Below are 21,685 nucleotides of genomic sequence, written 5' to 3'. Positions count from 1 at the left end.
AAAGCTGAAATGTTTAGTGATGAGGTGGTTTTTATAGAATATATTGAGAACCTAAAAAAAACCTGAGCTCGAAAATTAAATTTACAAACTCAGGTTTCACACTATTCTTTCACTATCATCTGATGTTCACTCTTCTCTTCATCAAATACTTTGAGGATATATTGCCCCGTAAACAAATGCTCTAGATTAAGAGTAATTAATCGATTTTCAAATTCTTGATGATATACTTTCTGACCATCAACAGTGAAAACAGCAATGCTTACTTTTTGATGCCAGTTATTTTCTAGTTCAACAGTAAATTGACCAGTACTTGGGTTAGGATACAATCTAATTGGTTGATTTAAACTTGAAAGTAAATTATTGACATCTGTAGTTTTTGAGTACAGAAAATGTTCGCTATCTACCGATTCTCCACTTGAATTAAATGCCTTAATCCAATAGTGATAATCACCTTCTTCTAAAACAGAATAATCTTTAAAAATCTGCTCATTCATATCTACCTGTCCAATCATCAAAGTATCTGTGGAATTAACTCGAGAACGATAAATTCTAAATCCATGCTCGTTCGATGAGACATCTTTCCAAGTCACTTTATGATGATCCAAAATATCCAAAACTTTAACTGTATTAGGAGGAATAATATCATTTTCTGTTTGATCAAACATTAAATACATACACTCTACCTCAGGTGAATATCCCATAGAGTTAAAGGCAATCAATAGATATTTGTATTCTTCACCATCGGCTACTGAATTGTCGTAATATTTGGTGGTGTTCGCGGGTAATTCTACCAATTGATTTACCGTTCCAGAATTTCTTTCGGCTCTATAAATCTGATAACCGTGCTCGTTGTCAGAACGATCTTCCCACATTAACATCAAACCATCATTTTCTTTTACTACTCTAAAATTTTCAGCAATAATTGGTAATGAAATGTTTTCTTCTGTTTTGATATATGCTGATTGAGTTATACCGGCAACACCCTCATTAAACTCGGTAACATAATAGTAATATTTCTCTCCAGATAAGATGGTGTTATCAAAAATTTCTTTGGTGGAGGTTTCAACAGAAACTATATGTACTGAATCTTCTGAGCCTACTAATTTTCTATAAACTTTATATTCATCTCCATCCTCATTTAAATCCTCCCATTCTACCGTGACTACCCCATGTGTATATTCAGTTACCTCTAAAGAAGTTAATCCTTTTGGAGATTGAGGATGAGTATTTACAGCTTTTATTGATGATGGATAATATTCACCTGAATAGGTAGCCGCAACATAATATTCATAATTTATATTAGCGTATACATTTTCATCGACGAACTGACTAGTGGAAGATGGTAGAGATTCAATTCTTACAAAACTACCATTGCCACTTCGCCTAAAGATGCAATAACTTGATTCAAGATTAGACAAATCATCCCACTTCAAATATATTTTATTATCGGAGTGCAATAGTTCAAAATTATCAGGAGCATGAATTCCTAATTGAGCTTGGGCGATATCAGATAGCTGTTCTCCTAAATGATTATAACTCGCTACTTTGTACTCATAGGTCATTCCTTCATCTATATTTACGTCAAGAAATTCTTGATGATTATAAGTCAAATCTGCAATTTTTTCAAACTCCTCTGATAACGCATCTTTACGATAAACATAAAAACCTAATTCATTCGAAATATCATCCTCCCATGTCAATTGAACAGAAGAAGTTCCATTAGCCACACCGTTCAAACTAGAAGGAGCTTTTGGAGCACTATCATCTGATAAGGTATATAAAAATAATTGAGGGGTACTTTTAAGGGTGCCATCAAGTAAACCATTGATGGCTGAGAGCTTAAAATAATAGGTCGCGTTTGGAATTAATTGTTCTAAGGTAATCATCGATTGATTAACATCTGTAGTAATCGCATGAGCGAAATTTACTCCTCCATCAACAGAATATTCTAATAAGAAACCCGTTTCTAATGCCGAATTATCTTTCCATTGTATTTGTAATGAATTAACTGATAATTGATCAATATGAATATTCGTAGGTTGCTCCAATAATGAATAGGTAGATGTATACGTATATGTAGACATCCCTGCCCCGTTAACAGCTGCCACTCTGAAATAATATTTCAAAGACCCAAAAGGAATATTATCCAATAAATAATTGGAGGTGTTTCTACTCACTTCTGCAATTGGTACATAGCCGTGATACTCGTTTAATGAGTACTCTATAGTAAAAAATTCTTCATCGTTCGATTGATCTTCCCATTGCAAGTAAAAACCATTCTGTTCTTTCTCTACTTTCAACAGATGGACTGGATTAGGTATAGAGGTAATTCTTGCTGTAGCTATAGGAGATTGGGTAGCGATTCCATTCGATGTAAATGCTCTTACTTTATAGTAATACGTTACTCCTTGGGTCTTCTTTGCTTGATCTACAAAACTTAAATTATCTTTCTCTACATTCCCTATGGCTATATATGATCCATCGGGAGATATCGATCTTTCTATGGTATATCCAGATACTTCTTGATTGGACTGCCAAGTAAGTAAAACATTGGTATGACCGTCCACTTTTGCTGTTAAGTTCTCTACTTGTGATGGAGGATTTCCTCCTTCTGATCTACCAAATACCTCGAAGGCTAAATCATAATCTCTATAATTTAATTCGGATCTTGGTGTCCATTCTGTGAATCCGTTTCTAAATAAATCGCCAGAATCCAATAAATGAAATTCTTTACCATTTTGACTTCCATTACCAGTTCCTCTCCAGTAATACGATCCTCCATTTCTGTAGGACATCACTGGTGCGACAGTTAACCAATAACGGCCTTCCTCAAGTTCAAGAGTTTCAGGAAAATTATAAGTAAGATACGTCCTATCCATATATTGAATGGGTACATCTCCTGAATTGTATATCTGATTTAAAGACGGCTTTCCATTATCATCTTCCCAAATAATAATTCGATATATCTCCTCTCTACTACTATTCGAATGATATACTTTTACTCCTGTAATATTCCAATTGATATTTTCATCAACATAAAAATCATCGGCTAAATAAATAGGGACTCCAAAATCTGTAAAAAACTGACTTCTATACGTTCGACCAGAATTCTCTGACTGTGCATAAAGCAGAGGGGAAATTAATTTTACAGTTACATTAATGTCCATAGTGGTGCTCAAAGAACCATCTGATGCAGTTAATGATACTGTTGTTTGTCCAAAAGAATTTTGATCAGGTTGTATATATAAGTATTCATCATCAAATGATGCTTTGACAATAGATGAATCTCCTACAGAAAATGTATACGATAAGATATCAGCTTCAGAGTCTTCAAATAGATCACTTACTAAAAATGCTATTTTCTGATCACCTGCATACATGATTAAATCATCTATTTGATTCAATACAATTGGAGGCGTATTCGTTGTTCCATAATAAGAAGTAAACAAACCATTTGAATGTGTGCCTATGGCTACAAAACCATCTTCTCTTGTTTTGATCATTCCTACTACTGCATCACCGATCTCGTTCTGTGCCTGCTGTGACCATTGAGTATTTTCAGACAATGAGGTCGCATGGAAAAGGCCAATACTTGTTCCTGCAAAGTAAGACGTTTCTTGTCCATCGGGCTGATGAAAAGCAAACCACCTTACCGAAGGACCGGCACCACTTCCATCTTCGTTTTCTTCTAAATTACCCGTGATGTGTGCCCAAGTATTTCCTGCGTCTTTCGATTCAAAAATACTTTGTGTTTGATAATTTGATAATACAATAACCACATGCTCATCATCTATAGGGTTGACAGCAATACATGAAATAAATCCAGTGGGTAATCCTTTATCAGTTGAAATAGTATTTACAGTAGCACTCGCATTTGTTGGGTTATCTATTCTGTAAACCATTCCTGCACTTGTGCCGTAATACAAACGATGATTTCCTTCTGTAGAAACATCCAAAGCAGTGATTGTTCCTGAAGCAGCAACATTCGCATACTTCGCCCATCCTGTTCTAGTCCCATTAAATGTGTACCCTGAGTTGATGTTATCCAATTCTGTATTAACCCACAGTGTTCGTCCAGAGGGATAATACATAATATTTTCATCTACATGATCAATCAGAAAGGGATTGACAAACATTTGTCCTGAAGCATCTCTTGGATGAATTCCGTCATAATCTGTTGGATTCCTTGGATCCTCTCCTTTGAATCGTAGAATCTTTCCGTATTGCGTACTTGTGTAACGCATTGGTTCATCAGAAACGATATGTACAAAACATCCATCTCCTCCTCCATATTCTTCAATCCAATCAGAAGTAATATCAGATGATTTACTGTACCACTTGCCATTGTCCTGGAAACCGGCCAATAATTGAGTATCAAAATAGTTTTTCTCTGCTATAGCGATTGCATAACTTTGAGTGGTGTAATATCCATTATTAATAAATTCCCAATCGACTACATCAGCCATAATATTTGAGGTCTTACTTAACCCTCCATCATGTGCAGAAATTACATGATTACTATTCGATGGTAAAAATACCAAGTCGTGATTATCTGGATGGTGATTTTTATACAAGCTCACATTATTAACCGTAGAATAACCTCCAATCCATTTTGTTTCTGTAGTAGTTCTAAAGGCATTGTTTGATCGATATACATTTGTGCTTCCTAGAAAAACAACGTTTTCGTCATCAGGTTTATATTTGATAAACTGATTGTAAGATCCTTGGGACATATTGCCTACGTAACCACCAAATTGAGGTAAATTGGATGTCAAATTTCTCCAATAATTATTATCAGCAGTATATTCAAAGAGCATATGATTACTGACTCCTTTATTGGGAAAATGTACGAAGAACATCACTTTATTGGGGTTGGAAGGGGAGATATCGATGACTACTCTTTGAAAACCGAAATTCTTTAATGGGTCAGGTGTAATATTAATCCAACTCTTTCCCATATCATTTGATGAAAAAATACCATAGTTAGCTATTGTTGCATATACTTCATTGTTGGGACCGACAATCACTTCAGAAAATGAGTTTCTATCTTCTCCTAATACTAGTTCCCAGCTTACTCCTCCATCTCGAGAAATTGAAATTCCTTCAGCATGTGCTGCATATAAATTCCCCTCAAGATCCATTGCTAGTTTATTGACAAACTGAAAATGACCTTCACTTTCGGTTGGATCGGATTCTGTTTCTTCGATTGGAGCCCATGTCACACCATTATCGTAAGATTTAAAAATACCATTACCTCTATAAGTTGCTCCTCCTCCGGATGCTGAATTTCCGTATACTTCTCCTGCTCCATAATACCAAATATTAGAATAAGCAGAACGTGGGTCTTGAACTATACAAGTAATGCCTTGTCTATCTGTTGAAGAAGTCACTTTCACCCAAGATTCCCCTTCATTTATCGATCGCCACAATCCACCAGCCACACCACCAGCAAAAATGATTTTCTCATTATTTCTATCCAATGCCAAAGCCCTTGTTCTACCTCCGACATTATAAGGTCCTCTTTGTTGCCAAGGAGAATGAATCGGTTGAATAATCCTTTTATTTGCATTTTTAGCTTTTAGGGCATCACCAAAAATATGCTCTAATTCAGTAATGTTTCTAGGAATTTCGTGGGTAATAGGATTTTCCGTCATTAACTTTTCATGAGCCAATCTTGCCGCAGGATCATCTTTTTGCCTCTTAAATTTAGAATAAGGCATTACTTCTTGGGCATCAGAACTTAGGATAGGTTTTGATTGATTTTGAGCAGATACGGTAGTAGTCAGTATACACATTAGGAAGACAAAAATATGTCTCCACAAAGTGTAATTATAAGTAGCGTTCATGGGTATTAGGTCTAACGTTCCTCAGCAAGTAATGAGCATCAAAGCTCATTACTATACATATTGAGGGTCACTAAATGAGTTAATAAAAGTAGCTTTAAGAAAATAGGCGCTTTAAGCTTTCAAAATTAGGTATTATCAATATACCAAACTCCTTAAGGAAAAAATAGTGATTAGTTCAAGTCCTTGATATTCTGAAATGATAAACTTGGATAAGTGATATTTTTAGAACTAATAGACTACGGGGGATTAGTATAAATAACTCAGGAGTTTTTGAAGTAAGAGGTTAGAATTAAAAAGTAAGAAGTAAAAGATAAGAGGTAAGGTGAGAAAGCTAGCGAGGCAGCCTTGGCCCCTCGAAGACTATCGGTTTACGACGATGCTAGTAGTAGTGATATGTAAAATGTTAGATGTGCGATGTTAGATATGGGATGTAAAAAACCTCACCAAATACTACGACTTGATGAGGTTCCAATTTATATATTGATGATATCTATATTTATTTCTTCACTACCTTCTGAGTATAATTACCATATTGATTCATCATATGAATAAAGTACATTCCTTCTGGCAAGTTTTCCATATCTAACTTAATTTTTGATGAAGATGAATGTCCTTTTTCAATTTGTTTTCCACTCATGTCTAATAATTGATAGGACAATGATTGTGAGCTGGGGTTATAAATCATTGTAAAATTAGATAGATGAGATGGATATACTGACAGTTTCAATAAATCATCTGATAAACTATTGACATCTTCGTCGTCTTGTTCATCTTGATAATCACTGATGATGGTTTCTGTTGGCAGGGTAACCTCTACTGCTACAGATTTACCACTTTCGTCGTTCGCAAGAATAATGATATCAAGATCTGCGATAGCATCCATTAATCTTGTACCGGCAGGGACTTTTGATGGATCTACGGTGAATGTCAAAGTCTCTGGGTCGAATATCACCCACTCTGGCAATTCGCTACCGTCTGCAAGCATTGCCTGATAAGTAACAGTGCCTTCTAAATCTGCGAATAAAGTAGAATCCACTTCAACATCCACTGTGCCATCATCTTGAGTTACTGTTTCTATTTGCTCTTCTTCTACTTGAATGGTTTCTTCAAATTTATAGACGGCACTTATAATGTTATCCTCCACGGTTAAGAAATGAGATCGGTTGTTACTTTGATCTTGAGCTAGGAAAACCTCTTCTACACCATCAACCAACACTTTGTAATAAATCATGGCACTAGGGAGGTCCATACTTGTTGTATAAACAGAAGTCTGATCTACTCTTTGTAACTCAACGGCACTTGCCCATCCATTAAAACTACCTAAAATTTCTACTTTGCCTGTACTTGGATCAAATTGCTGAGTAATGATTCCAGGGTTCATATTTACAGTCCAAGTCGCCGTTATCTTTTGAACAGGTTCTTCATCATTAAACCAATGCAATTGAACTTGCTGTCCACCTCTCACTGTAAAGGTTCTAGAATTCTCTTCCTCTACTTTTGATAAGGAATCTCCATTAGAATCGATGTAATAGAAATAATATTGATAGTCACCTAAAGTGTCTAAAAGGTAAAGTGATGTTTCATAATTACCATCTTCATTTACTACTAAAGGGCGGTCTACATAACTGCTATCCACCATCAATTTGATGAATACTTCTTGACTGCCTACATCAAAATTTCCTTGGGATACTTGTTCTGACATATTTACCGATAACACCACTTCTGGATTCGGTATAAATTTATTATCGAAGAAATCGTAAAGAGAAACACCTTCATTAGGACCAAGTGTAAATGTTCTGTTTGGTCCACTATCGTGCATTCCTACATTCCATGAAGAGTTGATTCTATATTTATATTCATAATCGCCAACTAATAATTCTGTCGAATAGGAATACACCCCATCTAAATCATCATCACTTAAGAATAGTGTATCGTAATTCCCCCAATTATTTAGACTTCCAACTACCTCCACATAATCTGATAAAGGATCAAATTTTTCTTCTAAAATGAAGACCCTCATATCCACGTTAAAAGTGACGACACTGGTTTGATACAATTCATCGTTAAAGGTAAAACCTCGATTAGGGTTTCCTGAAGACACTACCAATGTTCTAATGGTGTCTTCTACCATAAGAATTGAGTCCGTCTGACTATCTACTATAATGAAATTGAAATCTAAAATCGATCCTTCAGGTTGTCTAAAACTCCAGCTGAAATATTGGTCATCTACTTTCATCATAGGATAAATAATAGTGGAGGTATCTGACTCAAAGTATTGAATTTTTACCAAGTTTTCGTCGGGTATAAAGTTCCCAAAGTCTATTTGATGACTAATGTCCATCACCACTGTAGTAAGAGGATCTGCTGTGAGTTTATTATCAAATACATCGGAAACAATCACTACATTATCACCTGTATTCACAAAAGTCCTCAACTCTAATTCTTCAATATCTCCATCCTGTTTACGAATGATATATTTGTATTCATTTCCTGCACTCAGAATATTCGTTAAGTCTTTACTATACATTCCATTTCCCATGTTAAACATTGTTTCCTCATAGAAAGAATGGTTTTCAGTAAAGTTGGAGTACAATATCACTTGATCTGCATTTGGATCAAATTTTCCTTCTTCTATATAAACACTAAGATCTACTGTAAAACTAACAGTGTACATAGGTTCATTTACAGGGAAGAAAGGTCCAAGATCATCCGTTTTATCCGATCCATATAGATTTTTCATTAGAAAGTTAAAGCCGTAATTACTGATGATGGAATCCTCTACATTAAAAAGTGTTGTCGGAGTAAATGTATAAGAATAAACTCCTTCACTTTCTTTCGTCATCTTTGCCGATGGATCTGAAAAACCAAAATCTGTTTGGAGTAAAGGTGAATAAACTGAATCAGGAGTTTCAATCCACGTCCAAATGTAGGCACTATCCATATGTTGTATATAGCCTTCATTTCTCAAATCCAGAATCATTTTAATTTGTTGGTTTGGCTGCCAATATTGAGGTTGAAAAGTGACAGGTGGTGTTTCATAAGATCCCACAAATTCATAAGAATATGATCCATCAGAAAAGTCGACAGTTATACCATAAATACCTGATTCATCAACATTTACCGGAATACTGTTATTGTATTTATGAGTAATTACATTGTTGATCGTATCGTAAGCAATAAATGATTGTGTTTGATCCAACAAAGAAAAACCACTATTTCCAACATCAAAAAATTGTTCTAAATAATACTGAGAGGGTCCTACCCTTTGCATTTCAACCGCTCTATCTGATCTAAAACCATTGGCATCCGACATCATGAAATAAGCGGCATGTTCAATTCTCCAATCAAATGCCACATCATCTCCTAAATAATGTTCCCATTTGATATATACTGTTTCTCCTTGTGCTAAAGGTTGTACCACCAATCCTCTCGCTGCATTAAAAGAAATAGTATCGTTACAATCCCAATAAAGGGAAACATCTTCTGCCATGTACTCGGCATTCGATAATCTATTTGAGGTTTCCTTGATATAATAATCGCCATCTTCTGGAGCGGTAAATACAAACCACTGTGCTGTACTTTCAACTACATTATCTCCTAATTGAGAAGGTAATGCAGTGGCACAACTATTCTGTGGTGTTGGAATAGCCGACCAAGCGAAAATATCATCTACGAAGAATACGTTGTCCACACTACTTTGAAGATCGACAGTTCTTATCTTAAGTGAGTCTTGTTGATCTATTTCTCTAAATTTCGTTCCGCCTTTTAAGAAGAATGTAAACTGATTTTTCGTAGCTGTGAGGGGTAATTCAACTTCGTAATAATTGCTATCTTCATTATAAGTTAGATGTTTATCCGGCCAATTAAATCGCCAACCTTCGTAATCTCCCGCTACATATATTTTCGTATCTGCCGGGGTATTAGCAGGAATATTTCTAACAATAATTTTTGGTAAAGGGGCGATATGAAAGTTAAAATCAAATGCTTGAATATTACTTTGAGCATCAGAAACCATCCACTGAACTTTTAGTGTATCGAAAGGTTGAAGTTCTACAGCACCACCAATATCGTATCCATAAGTATCCAATTTCATGGTGTTATTGACAAACAATCTCAAATTTTTATTGATAGAGTATTCATCTGTTTTTATATCAACTATTTCTTGTCCACTACTAACATATTGATAAAATGAGGGTTGATCATAGGTAGAATAAATACTTGATGAATCCACTAACAATGGATTATCAAAAGAGTAACCTGAAGGCACAAAATTCCAATCCTCTATAATTATTTCCCATTCTGTAGAATCAGTAAAAGATACATAATACGTACTTTCGGAACCGTTGCTTTCTAGGGCTTTATACGCCGGATTGTTATCAATAAATACATTGAAATCTAAGCCTATGGTTCCATCAGGCAATAGTAATTCATAATAAACACCTGATGTATCCAAAAAGAATTGTCCATAAGATGTTGGGTTATTAAAGTAGGCAGGTGCGTTAGCTGTTAATATCGCATTCTGAGGAGTATTAGGTGGTAAATTATCTACTCTAATTTTCACTTTAGGTGCAATAATTCCAGCAGAAGCTGTATTCACTAATGAATAAGTGTTCTGTGTAAAATCGACGGTGATGTCATAGGTACCTTGAGTAACTTGAATATTTAAACCGTTCGGAACTAATACTCCAGAAGGAAAGGTGTCTCCTCCCCAATTGATATCCCAGGTTGTATCTGCCCGGAACTTTAATTCTCCATCCAAAAGAGGGACATCAGAAAGTGTCCAAATGGAACTGTCTGCAGGGTTTACGGTAAGAAAAGTTTCGAAATCCCAACTTCCGCTTGTCGCTGTGCCGATGATACCGACGGCAGAATATTGAGCATAAGAATAGTAGCTACTACTTAGCAGTAGCAGTATGAGTAATAGTCTATTTTTCATACTGAGAGTTTTAGGTAAAGATTCTAATAATAGTTTGTAGAGCGAAACAAGAAAAAATCTTACTCAAACACAAAAATTATATCTGATAATCAATCAAATATAAATTCAATACAACTATATATTAGTTTTTTATAGTTCACTTTTATGCAGTTAATCGTAAAGCACCTCTAAATTTTCCAACAAAAAAAGGTTAACCACCGAAATGATTAACCTTCCTTTTTAGACTATGTATGTACAGTCCTAAAATAACGATACACTAAAACAATCGTTATCATGGAAGAAAATAAAAATCAGTTCATTAAACGTACCCAAAAGGATTATCCAATGTCCTTAAAGCTTCAAATTGTCTCGGAAGTTGAAAACGGTCAACTAGGTCTTAAAGCAGCTCAACGTAAATATGGTATTCAAGGGAATCAAACTGTAAAGATTTGGTTACAAAAATATGGTAACTTTGACTGGAACCATAAAGTAAGTGCCATGAAGAAAAAAACACCTGAACAAGAGTTATTAGAGCTTAAACTTGAGTTGGAAACAGCAAAAAAGAAAATCAAACGATTAGAGGCTGAAGCAGAAAAAGCTGACCATAAATCAATTATTTTCGATATGATGATTGATTTGGCTGAAAAGGAATATAAAATTGATATAAGAAAAAACTCTTCACCCAAGTAGTAGACCATTTCAGAGGTGAGTATTCTAAAGGTGTAGAATATTCAAGTCAATTACTTGGGAAAGACCGTCAAGTGTATTACCGCTCTATTAAGCGAAAAGAAAAAGATCTGAAAATTTCTGAGCAAGTAGTATCACTCGTAGAAAACGTTAGAATAAAGTTACCCAACAGTGGTCATAGAATGTTGTACACTCTACTGTACTCTGATTTGAAATCTCTGGGTGTAGGACGAGATAAATTGCTGCAGATTTTGAAAGCCAATCACTTAGATATAAAACCTAAGAGAGCATATCATGTAACAACAGACTCAGATCATAGATTCAAAACTTATCCAGATTTGGTTGATGGCTTAGAAATTACTAGGCCTGAACAAGTCATGGTAGCTGATATTACATATGTTGGCACAAGAGATAACCCTTGGTATTTAGCTTTAATTACGGATGCTTATTCTAAAAAAATTATGGGATATGACTTATCTAGGTCGTTAGATAAGCAAGGTGCAATTAGGGCATTAAAAATGGCAATAAAACAACGTGAGTATAAGGGGGAAAAGTTAATTCATCACTCAGATAGAGGTGTACAGTATTGCAGCAAAGCTTATCAGAAATTGCTTAGAAAAGCAAAAATTATAACGAGTATGACTGAGACTTATGATCCATATAAAAATGCTATTGCAGAACGCATCAACAGAACCATAAAGCATGATTTTAATCTGAGTAAATATGTTAATTATGAAATAGTCTTTGAAGCATACTTAAAAGAATGTATAAAAACTTATAACTTAGTGCGACCTCATATGTCATGCTATATGAAAACACCAATTCAAATGCATAAAACAAGAGGAAAAAGAAGAAGAACTTACCAAAAGGTAAAGGTAAAAGCAACATAACAAATTTTAGAAACCTTTAATGGTGGAAATATGTTAGGCGAAAAAAAGACCCAATAACTTTTAAATTATTGAGTCTTATATTTAAAATAAATTTAGTAAAAACCTGTATCGTTATTTCAGGACTTTACATGTATAACTTAATCTAAAAGCTCTGCTAATTTCTTTTCTAAAGCATCGCCTCTTAAGTTCTTTGCAATAATTTTTCCTTCTTTATCAAGTAATAAAGTGAAAGGAATAGACTGTACTCCATAAGCTTCTGCTGCTACATTTTCAGTATCGTGAACTTGTAACCAAGTAATACCATCTTTCTTAATCGCTTCTTTCCACTTATCTGTTTGCTGATCTAAAGAGATACCATATACTTCAAAACCTTTGCTTTTGTACTTATTGTAAGCTTTTAAAACATTAGGGTTCTCCATTCTACAAGGCATACACCATGATGCCCAGAAATCGACCATCACATACTTTCCTTTTAAAGAAGATAGTGCAATTGATTTACCATCTACATCTTTTAAGTTAATGTCTGTAGCCAACTGACCGACAGAAGTTTTCTTTAATGTCATGTACACATTGTACACTTCATCAACCAATTCATCATCGGGAAAACGTTCGTTTAAACGCTCAACTGAAGCGATGATTTCATTCAAATGTTTGTCTTTATTCTGAATGTAATTCAAGACGATTAAAGTAATATAAGCACCATCAATTTCTTTCAGAGATTGATACAGCTTTGCCTCTCTTTTGTCTTGTAACTCCTTTATTTTTTTTACAACAGCTTCTTTCGCTTTATCATTATCAGCAGTTACATACTCTTGGTTCAAAAGACTTTCTTGATTGACAAAATCATCAAATTGAACTTTCAGTTTATGAAGAAGTTCATTTTCTTTAGAACCGTGAACCTCTAAACCATGTGCTGCACTTTTTACCGTTAAATCTTTACCTTCAATAACAAGAATATCTTCTAGAGTGTTTCCGATATTTAATGTGTAAAGTCCTACCTGATTAACAGTGTACTTTAAATTGAAAGCACCTCCTTTCTCAACCACAGCAGTTGCTACATCTTTCTTTCCTGTTTTCTCGAAAGCAAAAAGCGTTACTTTATCACCTTCTTTAGCAGTTTCTATAGAACCAGAAATTGTTACCTCTGCAGGAAAGTTAACGGCTGACTCCTGTGAATTTGAAGAAGTTTTGTCACAGCTGATAATAAAAAATGCTGCGATAAAAATTAAAATATGTTGTATCGTTTTCACGTGATCTACGTATTTACTTGTTTATATATATTGCAATATACACAGAAACTTATTTTTCCAAGGCTTCACGCAACAATTGATTTGTTTTTTGAGGATCCGCTTTTCCTTTTGCCATCTTCATTACCTCTCCCATAAACAAGCCTAACAAGTTCTTTTTCCCTTTCTTATAGGCTGCGGCTTTATCTGGGAATTTAGCAATTGCTTCTTCAATTAGAGGTAATAAGAAATCATCTCCTCCATCTTGAATAAGATCTAAGGATTTTGCTAAATCCTCAACAGATCCTTTATAGCCTTTCAACATTTCTTTGATAAGTGTTTGAGATGCCGCAGCAAAACTCACTTTCTTATCATCGACTAATTGAATGATGTCTGCAATCTCTTTAGGAGTTACTTTTAATACATCGAAATCAATTCCCGCATCGTTAGTAATCGACTTCAGAGGCCCCATCATCCAATTTGATGCCGCCTTATAATTCTTTGTTGCACCACAAAGCTGTTCAAAATACAATGCAGAAGCTTTCGACTCTGTCAATAAACGCGCATCGTATTCTGGTAATTTATATTCTTTGGTAAACTTCTCGACCAATTCTGCTGGTAAAGCAGGCATTGTCGATTTAATTTCTTCTACCCACTCAGGCTTCACGATCATCGGAGGAAGATCTGGACAAGGGAAATAACGGTAATCGTTTAGTGTTTCCTTTGTACGCATTCCATACGTTTTACCATTATCTACATTGAACGTTCTTGTTTCAGAAATAATCGGTTCTCCATCCTCAATTAATTTGATCTGACGCTTCATTTCATAATCAATTGCTCTTTGGATATTACGCATAGAGTTCATGTTCTTGATCTCACATTTTTCTCCAAGAGTGGTTGATCCTTTTAAACGTACTGAAACGTTTGCATCACAACGAAGGGAACCTTCTTCCATGTTACCATCGGCAACACCAAGGTAACGTACAATTTTTCTGATTTCGCCAACAAAAGCTGCAGCCACAGCAGAATCGTGAATACAAGGTTCGGTCACGATTTCCATCAAAGGTACTCCGGCTCTGTTAAGATCGACCAAAGTATCTGGGCTTCCATCAAGGTGAGTTGATTTACCTGCATCTTCTTCCATGTGGATTCTATTCAAGATCACTTTAAAAGGCTGACCATCTTTGGTGACTACATCTAAGTGACCACCCACCACAATTGGTGTTTTATCTTGAGTTGTTTGATATCCTTTCGGAAGATCGGGATAAAAATAATTTTTACGGTCGAAGAATTGATATTCAGAAATCTTTCCATTCACTGCCAATCCCATTTTTATCGATGATTCGATTACACCCTTATTTACTTTCGGAAGTGTACCTGGCAAGGCAAGCGTAATCGGACTAATGTTTACGTTAGGATCTTCTCCAAAAGTAGTTGGATCAGAAGCAAAGATTTTACTGTTTGTTGTTAGTTGTGAGTGAACCTCAAGCCCCACTACCAATTCATATTTATCTATTATTGATTGATCGACCATGTCAGTAAGTTTTTTATATAAATCTTTCCCCGTTCTGATAACCTGATATAAGGGAAAGAGTAATCTCTAATATTTGAAATATTTTCAACAAAAAAAGCTATTCCTTTACAAAAGAAATAACTTTTTATGAATTTTATTACAATATCAATAAAATAATTGAGATTTCACTAACATTTTAATGTTTTCGTTGACTTGCTTTGAATAAGATCTGCTTTTCTTCTTGAGTTAAGCCTTCATATCCTTTGTCTGATATCTTATCCAAGATCTCATCTACTCTAGATTGTGTAGGTTGATCTGTATTTTCTTTACCTGCTTTAGTTTTCGATTTCGACTTTTTATCTCTACGATAAACCACTTTTAAATTCTTCTTTGGTGATAAAAGATTATCAAAAAAGTTTTCGATAGCGTAAAATGGAGCTCCTAAATCTGTACCTTTTTGGAGCATTTTAACATAAGTGAATCCCATGATAATTCCTCCTAAATGCGCCATTTGTCCACCAGCATTTCCTCCAGTTAATCCAGATATAGACATCACTACATAAAAAGCTGCTAACCATTTAATTTTTACTGGTCCAATAAACAAAAGGTTTATTCTGTAATCTGGAGCAATCGTCGCTGCACCAACTACAATAGCTAAAACACTTCCAGAAGCTCCTACAACTACTGCATTGGCACCATCAAAATAAGGAATTAAGTTATATATCAAAAGATAAACTATACCTCCCATTAATCCTCCTAAGAAGTATAGGATGACAGCTTTTTTATCCCCTAAGAATTCGGTAAAGATCATTCCGAACCAATATAATATCAACATGTTCATAAGAATATGAAAAAAGTCTTTCATACTATGAACAAAGAAATAGGTAACCAAAGTCCAGGGCTTATATAAAAAGCTAGTAAATTCAGAAGGTAAAGCTAGATTCTCATAAATATTCATTTCAAAAAATGATGAATACCCTGAGAAAGTCAATAACACATTAAGTAATGACATTACAACGAAAATGATAACATTGATAATGATCAATCGAAGTAATCCACTTCCAGGCTTGTTCCACGTATATTTTAAATCTGATATAAAACCGTTCATAAGAGTTGATATTGTAATGGTTTAATAGTGATTATCCATACTGCTTATTAATATTACACACGTCTTTGATGTAGACTTTGGTAGATGGTAAAGCAAATTAATTAGGTTTTATTAATTTACATAAATTCACTGTTTTAAAAAAATGAAATTTTGTTACCCTTCTACTTATGTACATTTTATTGATAACTCATGTACTTCCATTTCTTCATCAAGAAGTAAGCAAATAAAACACCTCCAAGGTGAGCAAGGTGAGCTACGTTATCACCTGGATTATTTTGTACTAACTCGTAAATTTCAAAAAGGATATATCCGCCTACCAAATACTTCGCTTTAATCGGTATTGGAGGGAATAATAGCATCAAACGTAAGTTTGGAAATAAGAAAGCAAAAGTAAATAGTATCCCAAAAATGGCTCCTGAGGCACCGATCATTGGTGTATCAAAATTCAATAAGGTCAGTTGTCTTACATACGATATCGCTTGTTCTTGAACTTCAGGATGATTTTCAAAATGTGTAGGATAATCATCTAGGACGAATGTATTTATATCTGGATTATATTGAAGTATATTCTCTGCATGATGTTCAAAGAAATACGTCAAATTCTCAGGAGTAGTATCAGTAATAAAATTGGCGGCATCAATCTCCATAGTATGCATTTCGTAATAGTTGGTTAGACCATACAATGCACCTCCACCTAAGCCACAAATCATATATAACGTAAAAAACCTCTTAGAACCCAAGACATTTTCCAACATTGGCCCAAAGATCACTAAGGCAAACATATTAGAAAAAATATGTCTAAAACTCTCATGAGTGAACATATAGGTTATGGGCTGAAAGATTTGGAAGAAATCTGATTTAGGATAATGATACCCTAAAAAAGCAACGATGATATTTACCTCTGATCCATTTAATTCCTGTGTTGGTAATAGGTTGGCTAAAGCAAATACTATTAAGTTGACTATTAATATGCCCTTAACGTAAGGTGTTAATTGAAAATTCATATAATTTATAGTGATGAGTAATGAGGTAGTATACCTTTATTCATTCTCTGATTTTTTGATATCAACACAATTCAACTGAAGTGTTTTATTCCCTCTAAATTCGTTGATTTCTAATTTAAATAATATATCAAACACAGAAGTAGTAATTACTTCTAATTTTTCTACTTGGTTAAAAGCAATCACACTTAATGCTTGATCGCCTTCATGCTGAACTATATTAAACTTTAAATGTTTATCCTTAAGTACTCTTGGGGTATCAGTTACCTTTACTTTTTCAGCTAAAAATACTGGAATCTCATTTTCGTGACCAAAAGGTTTCATTTGCTGAAGGATATTGGCAACAGATAAATTAATGTCAGCTAGATTTACTTTTAAATCTATATTTCTGAAGGAAACAAATTCCTTTCCATTCATTTTTTTGTCTACTTTGTCAATGACACGTTCCTTAAATGCTGACAAATTTTCCTCTTTCAATGACAAACCTGCGGCAGAAGTGTGTCCGCCGAATTTATCTAGCAAGTCGTCACAATCCGTAAGTAACTCATGAATATCAAAATTATCGGTGGATCTAACAGAACCTGTCACCTCACCTCTTGAATGTGTTAGGCAGATCGTCGGTTTACCAAATTGAGCCACACATTTCGAAGCTACAATTCCTAAAACACCTTTATGCCAATCTTCTTTATACAACACCAAAATACTATTGTCCTTTTCCTCTTCACCAAGCGTGAAAGCTTCTTCCGTATTTTGTTGATCGTATTTTCTGCGTAAACCATTTAATCGATTTAACTCTACTGCTAATTCCTTGGCTTCTTTAGGATCTTCTGTAGATAAAATTGATGCGGCATACTGTGCATGTGCGACCCTGCCTGCTGCGTTAATTACAGGTCCTAATGAATAAGCAAGATCATTTAACGTAATATTATTTTGATCCAACTTCAAACTAGAAAACAACGCTAAAAGTCCTGCCTTCTTGGTTTTCTTTAAATAACTTACTCCTTGATGACAAAGTACTCTATTTTCATCGACCATTGGAACAACATCACAGGCTGTACCTAACGCCACTAAATCCAAGTGACTCCATAATGGTGTTGGGTCAATGCCGTGTTTCTGACAAAAACCTTGAAGTAATTTGAAGCCGACTCCACAACCTGACAACCCTTTAAAAGGGTAGTTACAATCTTCTCTCTGAGGATTTAAAACTGCAGTAGCTTTCGGTAACTCCTCTCCAACTTGATGATGATCGCAAACTATAAAGTCGATATTTCTTCTGTTGGCTGCATCGATAGCTTCAAAACTAGTGATACCGCAATCCAAAGAAATAATTAACTGACAGTTGGTGGTATGTGCATAGTCAATTCCTCTTTCAGAAACGCCATACCCTTCTGCGTATTTATCAGGAATATAGTAATCGACATTATTATAGACAGAACGGAAAAAGTGCATATACAATGCAACTGCAGTAGTGCCATCAGCATCATAATCTCCATAAAATAGAATACGTTCCCCTTTTTCAATAGCTATGGTTAGACGTGCAACGGCCACATCCATATCTTTCATCAAAAAAGGATCGTGCAACTTTTCTAAAGTTGGTCGAAAATAATTTCTTGCTTCAGGTAGCGTCTTCACTCCTCTTTGTGCCAACAATTGCGTAATCAACAGTGGAACATTAGGTTGTTTAGACAATTCCTTTACATATTCTTCTTTTGGCAGTTCAGCCAATTTCCATTCTTTATTCATATTATTTTTTTGCCCCTATGGCTAAAGCCACCCAAGCGGCGATGAATCCAACTCCTCCAATTGGCGTGATTGCTCCCAACCAATTCATTCCTGTCACAGATAATATATACAAACTACCTGAGAAAATAATAATTCCCAAAATCATAAATGTAGCCGACCACTTTAACCAGCTTCCTTCTACTTTATCAGATAGGGCTCCCAATAATAAGAGTCCTAATCCATGATAAAAATGATATTTGACACCTGTTTCGAAAGTAGCTACTCTTCCGAACGACTCTAATGTAGCTTTTAAGCCATGTGCACCAAAAGCACCAATTCCCACGGCTAGGGCTAAAATGATCGCCCCAATTGTAATTAAATTCTTACTCATTTTGTTTGTCTGTTTAGATGAGTAAATTTAGGGAAAGTAAACACAAAACCCCAACTTTTACCAAGTTGGGGCCATACAAAAAAATGATTGATTGGATCGTATCTTTATTTCTCTACTTCCACTTTTGATGTTGTCATCTGTTCCACCATTTCATCGACCACTGCTTTTATTGGTCGGATTGATTTTACATACTCAATCGATGGTCCAGCACACCAAACTGTTTTGTAGGTGGCCGACATTGCCGCTTTTTCTAACATTTTCATGCCTTTATAAGCCGTCAACATCTTTGCGAATTTCTTTAGCTTCTTATTTTTATTCAGGAAAGTTTCTAACCAATTCTGATTGGTTCCAATTTCTTGCATGTAAGGCGTATTAATTACTGTACAAGGAGTACCTGATAATTTCGTGGTCATCACAATATCCTTCGCTCCATAATCTACACAAGCTTGTTTATAATCTTGAGAGACACCTGCTTCTTCCGTAGCAATAAAAGGAGACCCCATAGAAATACCCACTGCTCCTAATTCTAATTTCTCTTTCCATTGATATCCATTGCCTACTCCACCAGCAGAAATTACTGGAATGTTACAAGCCTCCACCAATGCAGGAACAAGTTCAGTAGCCGGAGTTGGACCAGCATGTCCACCTGCTTCTTTATTTACTGCTATAACAGCATCCGCTCCCAATTCCTCACATTTCTTGGCATAATGTACATCAACGACATCACAGAATACTTTTACACCTGCAGGCTTACAAAGTTCAATCACCTTTCTCGGAGAACCCAAAGAAGTAATGATAAAGTCTACCTTCATTTCCACACAAGTATTCAATTGCTCCATCATACGGATATTCGATTTATTCACAATCAAATTTACCCCAAAAGGTCCATCCGTCTCTGCGCGTATATCTTCTATGGCTTCTCTAAAAGCCTTATCCGTTCTATAATTTAAAGCAGGTACCGCCGCTGTTACTCCACTTTTTATGGCAGCTTTCAGCATTGCAGCATTAGAAACCAAAAACATCGGAGCAATAATCATAGGGTATTTAATCCCCAACATTTCGGTTAGCGGTGTGGAAATCTTTTCCATAGTGTTGTGTATTGGTATTTTAAGTTAGTTAAAAAAGGTATGCAAGCATACTATTTGTTTTTTTCAAGATCATAAATATTGGGGAGAAAAGCAAGTGAGGTTCCCTACCAACTCCCTTGCTTTTCATAAGTCGACAAGGAAACATGCAAATGATCTCCCGTTCCTCCGTGCCTAACGGCATTAAAACCGAGGGATTTGAAATAGAGTTGGGCAGACCAAATCATCCAGAAGGGACGGTTTCTTGTGCTTAGATCCATGGCGTGGGTGTATCCGGTATTTTGAATGAAATGCAATGAGCTATCTTTTTTCTTTAAGCCCATTTTGGTGTAATCGTCTGAAGTTCTTGATAGGTCTGTGATGATTAAATCGTTATCAAAGAATAGGAAAGTGCGGACGGATATTTTTAGGTAGGGATGAAGTGAACTGTATTCGGCTTTGACTTTATTTGATTTCGCATTTTTTCCGGTGAAAGAGAGTAGAGAAAAAACTGTGTAGCCCAAGACCAAAATACTAACAATACCACTTAACCATTTCAAATAACTTTTTGATAATCTCTTGTCTTTGAAAAACAGTTTCGTGATGATCAAAAGATAAATAGCAATGCAAGAAAAGGAAAAAATCATACCTAAGAATAATCCAATCCATGTGTTTAAGTGATAGGTATGATAGAAATAGATTCCACTTCTAATCAACCCTAAAAAAGGTAGATAGATGAGGAAGGAATAAAACAGACTTTTCATCAAGAATTTAGTGATTACCCATTTCCAGTTTTTTGATTTTGTTTCTGCGATTTCCTGATTTTCTATCATTATATTTTTTATCAAAGAATAGTTGTCTTTACCTAGTTTCAATTTAATCATTAAGTCAGATTTCTAATATTAATTGAATTAAAATCCTATAAAAATAATACTATATCAGCATCTGTTATTTCATATTTGATTACGTAGTCTTTGAATATTTCTATGGTAAATCGTCTAAAAATAAAAAAGTTAATCGAAATAAAAATTAGTTAATTTTAACAAACAAACAACTCGTAATCAATTGCTTACAAAATACCATAGTAAAAATGTAGTAATATAAGTGTAATAATGATACTTATTATTTTTGAACCTGATTTATCAAAACGCTACCTATGTATTGTCCACAAAGACATTGATATCAATCCAATAGTATTTTTCTTAGTAAAAAATAAACTATTAGCGTATGTCTTTAATAAAATGAAATGAATCAACTCTTTAATCTATCTAACTATGAAATGAATTATTCAATTCTCTTGTGAAATGAACATTACCAACATC

Annotated in this window: 11 protein-coding genes and 1 pseudogene; 2 read left to right on the top strand and 10 right to left on the bottom strand. The window is 34.8% G+C overall.

Annotated elements, in window-relative coordinates; genetic code table 11:
- Positions 1-101: 101 nt before the first annotated feature.
- Both KMW28_RS03990 and KMW28_RS03985 read right to left on the bottom strand, forming a co-directional pair.
- The gene (locus tag KMW28_RS03990) at positions 102-5,846 is read right to left on the bottom strand and encodes a fibronectin type III domain-containing protein (protein WP_169664257.1); all 5,745 of its coding nucleotides are present in this window, start codon (positions 5,844-5,846) and stop codon (positions 102-104) included.
- A 496-nt stretch (positions 5,847-6,342) separates the two neighbouring features.
- Positions 6,343-10,782 (bottom strand): T9SS type A sorting domain-containing protein, encoded by a 4,440-nt coding sequence (locus KMW28_RS03985; protein WP_169664256.1) that lies wholly within the window; start codon positions 10,780-10,782, stop codon positions 6,343-6,345.
- 273 nt (positions 10,783-11,055) lie between these two features.
- Here KMW28_RS03985 and KMW28_RS03980 point away from each other — a divergent pair, with 273 nt between their 5' ends.
- Both KMW28_RS03980 and KMW28_RS03975 read left to right on the top strand, forming a co-directional pair.
- Positions 11,056-11,451: a transposase gene (locus tag KMW28_RS03980; protein ID WP_205958251.1), complete on the top strand. Its 396-nt coding sequence runs from the start codon at positions 11,056-11,058 to the stop codon at positions 11,449-11,451.
- 41 nt (positions 11,452-11,492) lie between these two features.
- Positions 11,493-12,338, top strand: a pseudogene (locus KMW28_RS03975) (IS3 family transposase); the annotation flags it as partial.
- A 137-nt stretch (positions 12,339-12,475) separates the two neighbouring features.
- On the opposite strand, the gene KMW28_RS03970 reads toward KMW28_RS03975, so the two are convergent.
- The 8 genes from KMW28_RS03970 to KMW28_RS03935 all read right to left on the bottom strand — a co-directional run bounded on the left by KMW28_RS03970 (position 12,476) and on the right by KMW28_RS03935 (position 21,196).
- Positions 12,476-13,588: a redoxin domain-containing protein gene (locus KMW28_RS03970; protein ID WP_169667140.1), complete on the bottom strand. Its 1,113-nt coding sequence runs from the start codon at positions 13,586-13,588 to the stop codon at positions 12,476-12,478.
- Positions 13,589-13,637: 49 nt separating this feature from the next.
- On the bottom strand, positions 13,638-15,098 hold the full coding sequence (gatB, locus tag KMW28_RS03965) for an Asp-tRNA(Asn)/Glu-tRNA(Gln) amidotransferase subunit GatB (RefSeq protein WP_169667142.1): 1,461 nt from the start codon (positions 15,096-15,098) through the stop codon (positions 13,638-13,640).
- Positions 15,099-15,273: 175 nt separating this feature from the next.
- On the bottom strand, positions 15,274-16,185 hold the full coding sequence (locus KMW28_RS03960) for a rhomboid family protein (protein WP_169667144.1): 912 nt from the start codon (positions 16,183-16,185) through the stop codon (positions 15,274-15,276).
- Between the two features lie 176 nt (positions 16,186-16,361).
- A complete protein-coding gene (locus KMW28_RS03955) occupies positions 16,362-17,189 on the bottom strand; it encodes a rhomboid family intramembrane serine protease (RefSeq protein ID WP_169667146.1) in 828 nt (275 codons plus the stop codon).
- Positions 17,190-17,225: 36 nt separating this feature from the next.
- On the bottom strand, positions 17,226-18,929 hold the full coding sequence (gene recJ, locus KMW28_RS03950) for a single-stranded-DNA-specific exonuclease RecJ (protein WP_169667148.1): 1,704 nt from the start codon (positions 18,927-18,929) through the stop codon (positions 17,226-17,228).
- Position 18,930: 1 nt separating this feature from the next.
- On the bottom strand, positions 18,931-19,299 hold the full coding sequence (locus KMW28_RS03945) for a DUF423 domain-containing protein (RefSeq protein WP_169667150.1): 369 nt from the start codon (positions 19,297-19,299) through the stop codon (positions 18,931-18,933).
- Between the two features lie 104 nt (positions 19,300-19,403).
- Positions 19,404-20,387: an NAD(P)H-dependent flavin oxidoreductase gene (locus KMW28_RS03940; protein ID WP_169667152.1), complete on the bottom strand. Its 984-nt coding sequence runs from the start codon at positions 20,385-20,387 to the stop codon at positions 19,404-19,406.
- A gap of 104 nt (positions 20,388-20,491) precedes the next feature.
- Positions 20,492-21,196 carry a hypothetical protein gene (locus tag KMW28_RS03935; RefSeq protein WP_215585800.1) on the bottom strand — a complete coding sequence of 235 codons (705 nt, stop codon included), beginning with the start codon at positions 21,194-21,196 and terminating at the stop codon, positions 20,492-20,494.
- Between the last annotated feature and the right edge of the window lie 489 nt (positions 21,197-21,685).

This window comes from Flammeovirga yaeyamensis, from assembly GCF_018736045.1.
GTDB classification, from domain to species: Bacteria; Bacteroidota; Bacteroidia; order Cytophagales; family Flammeovirgaceae; genus Flammeovirga; species Flammeovirga yaeyamensis.
This window is presented reverse-complemented; position numbering and strand designations above follow the sequence as displayed.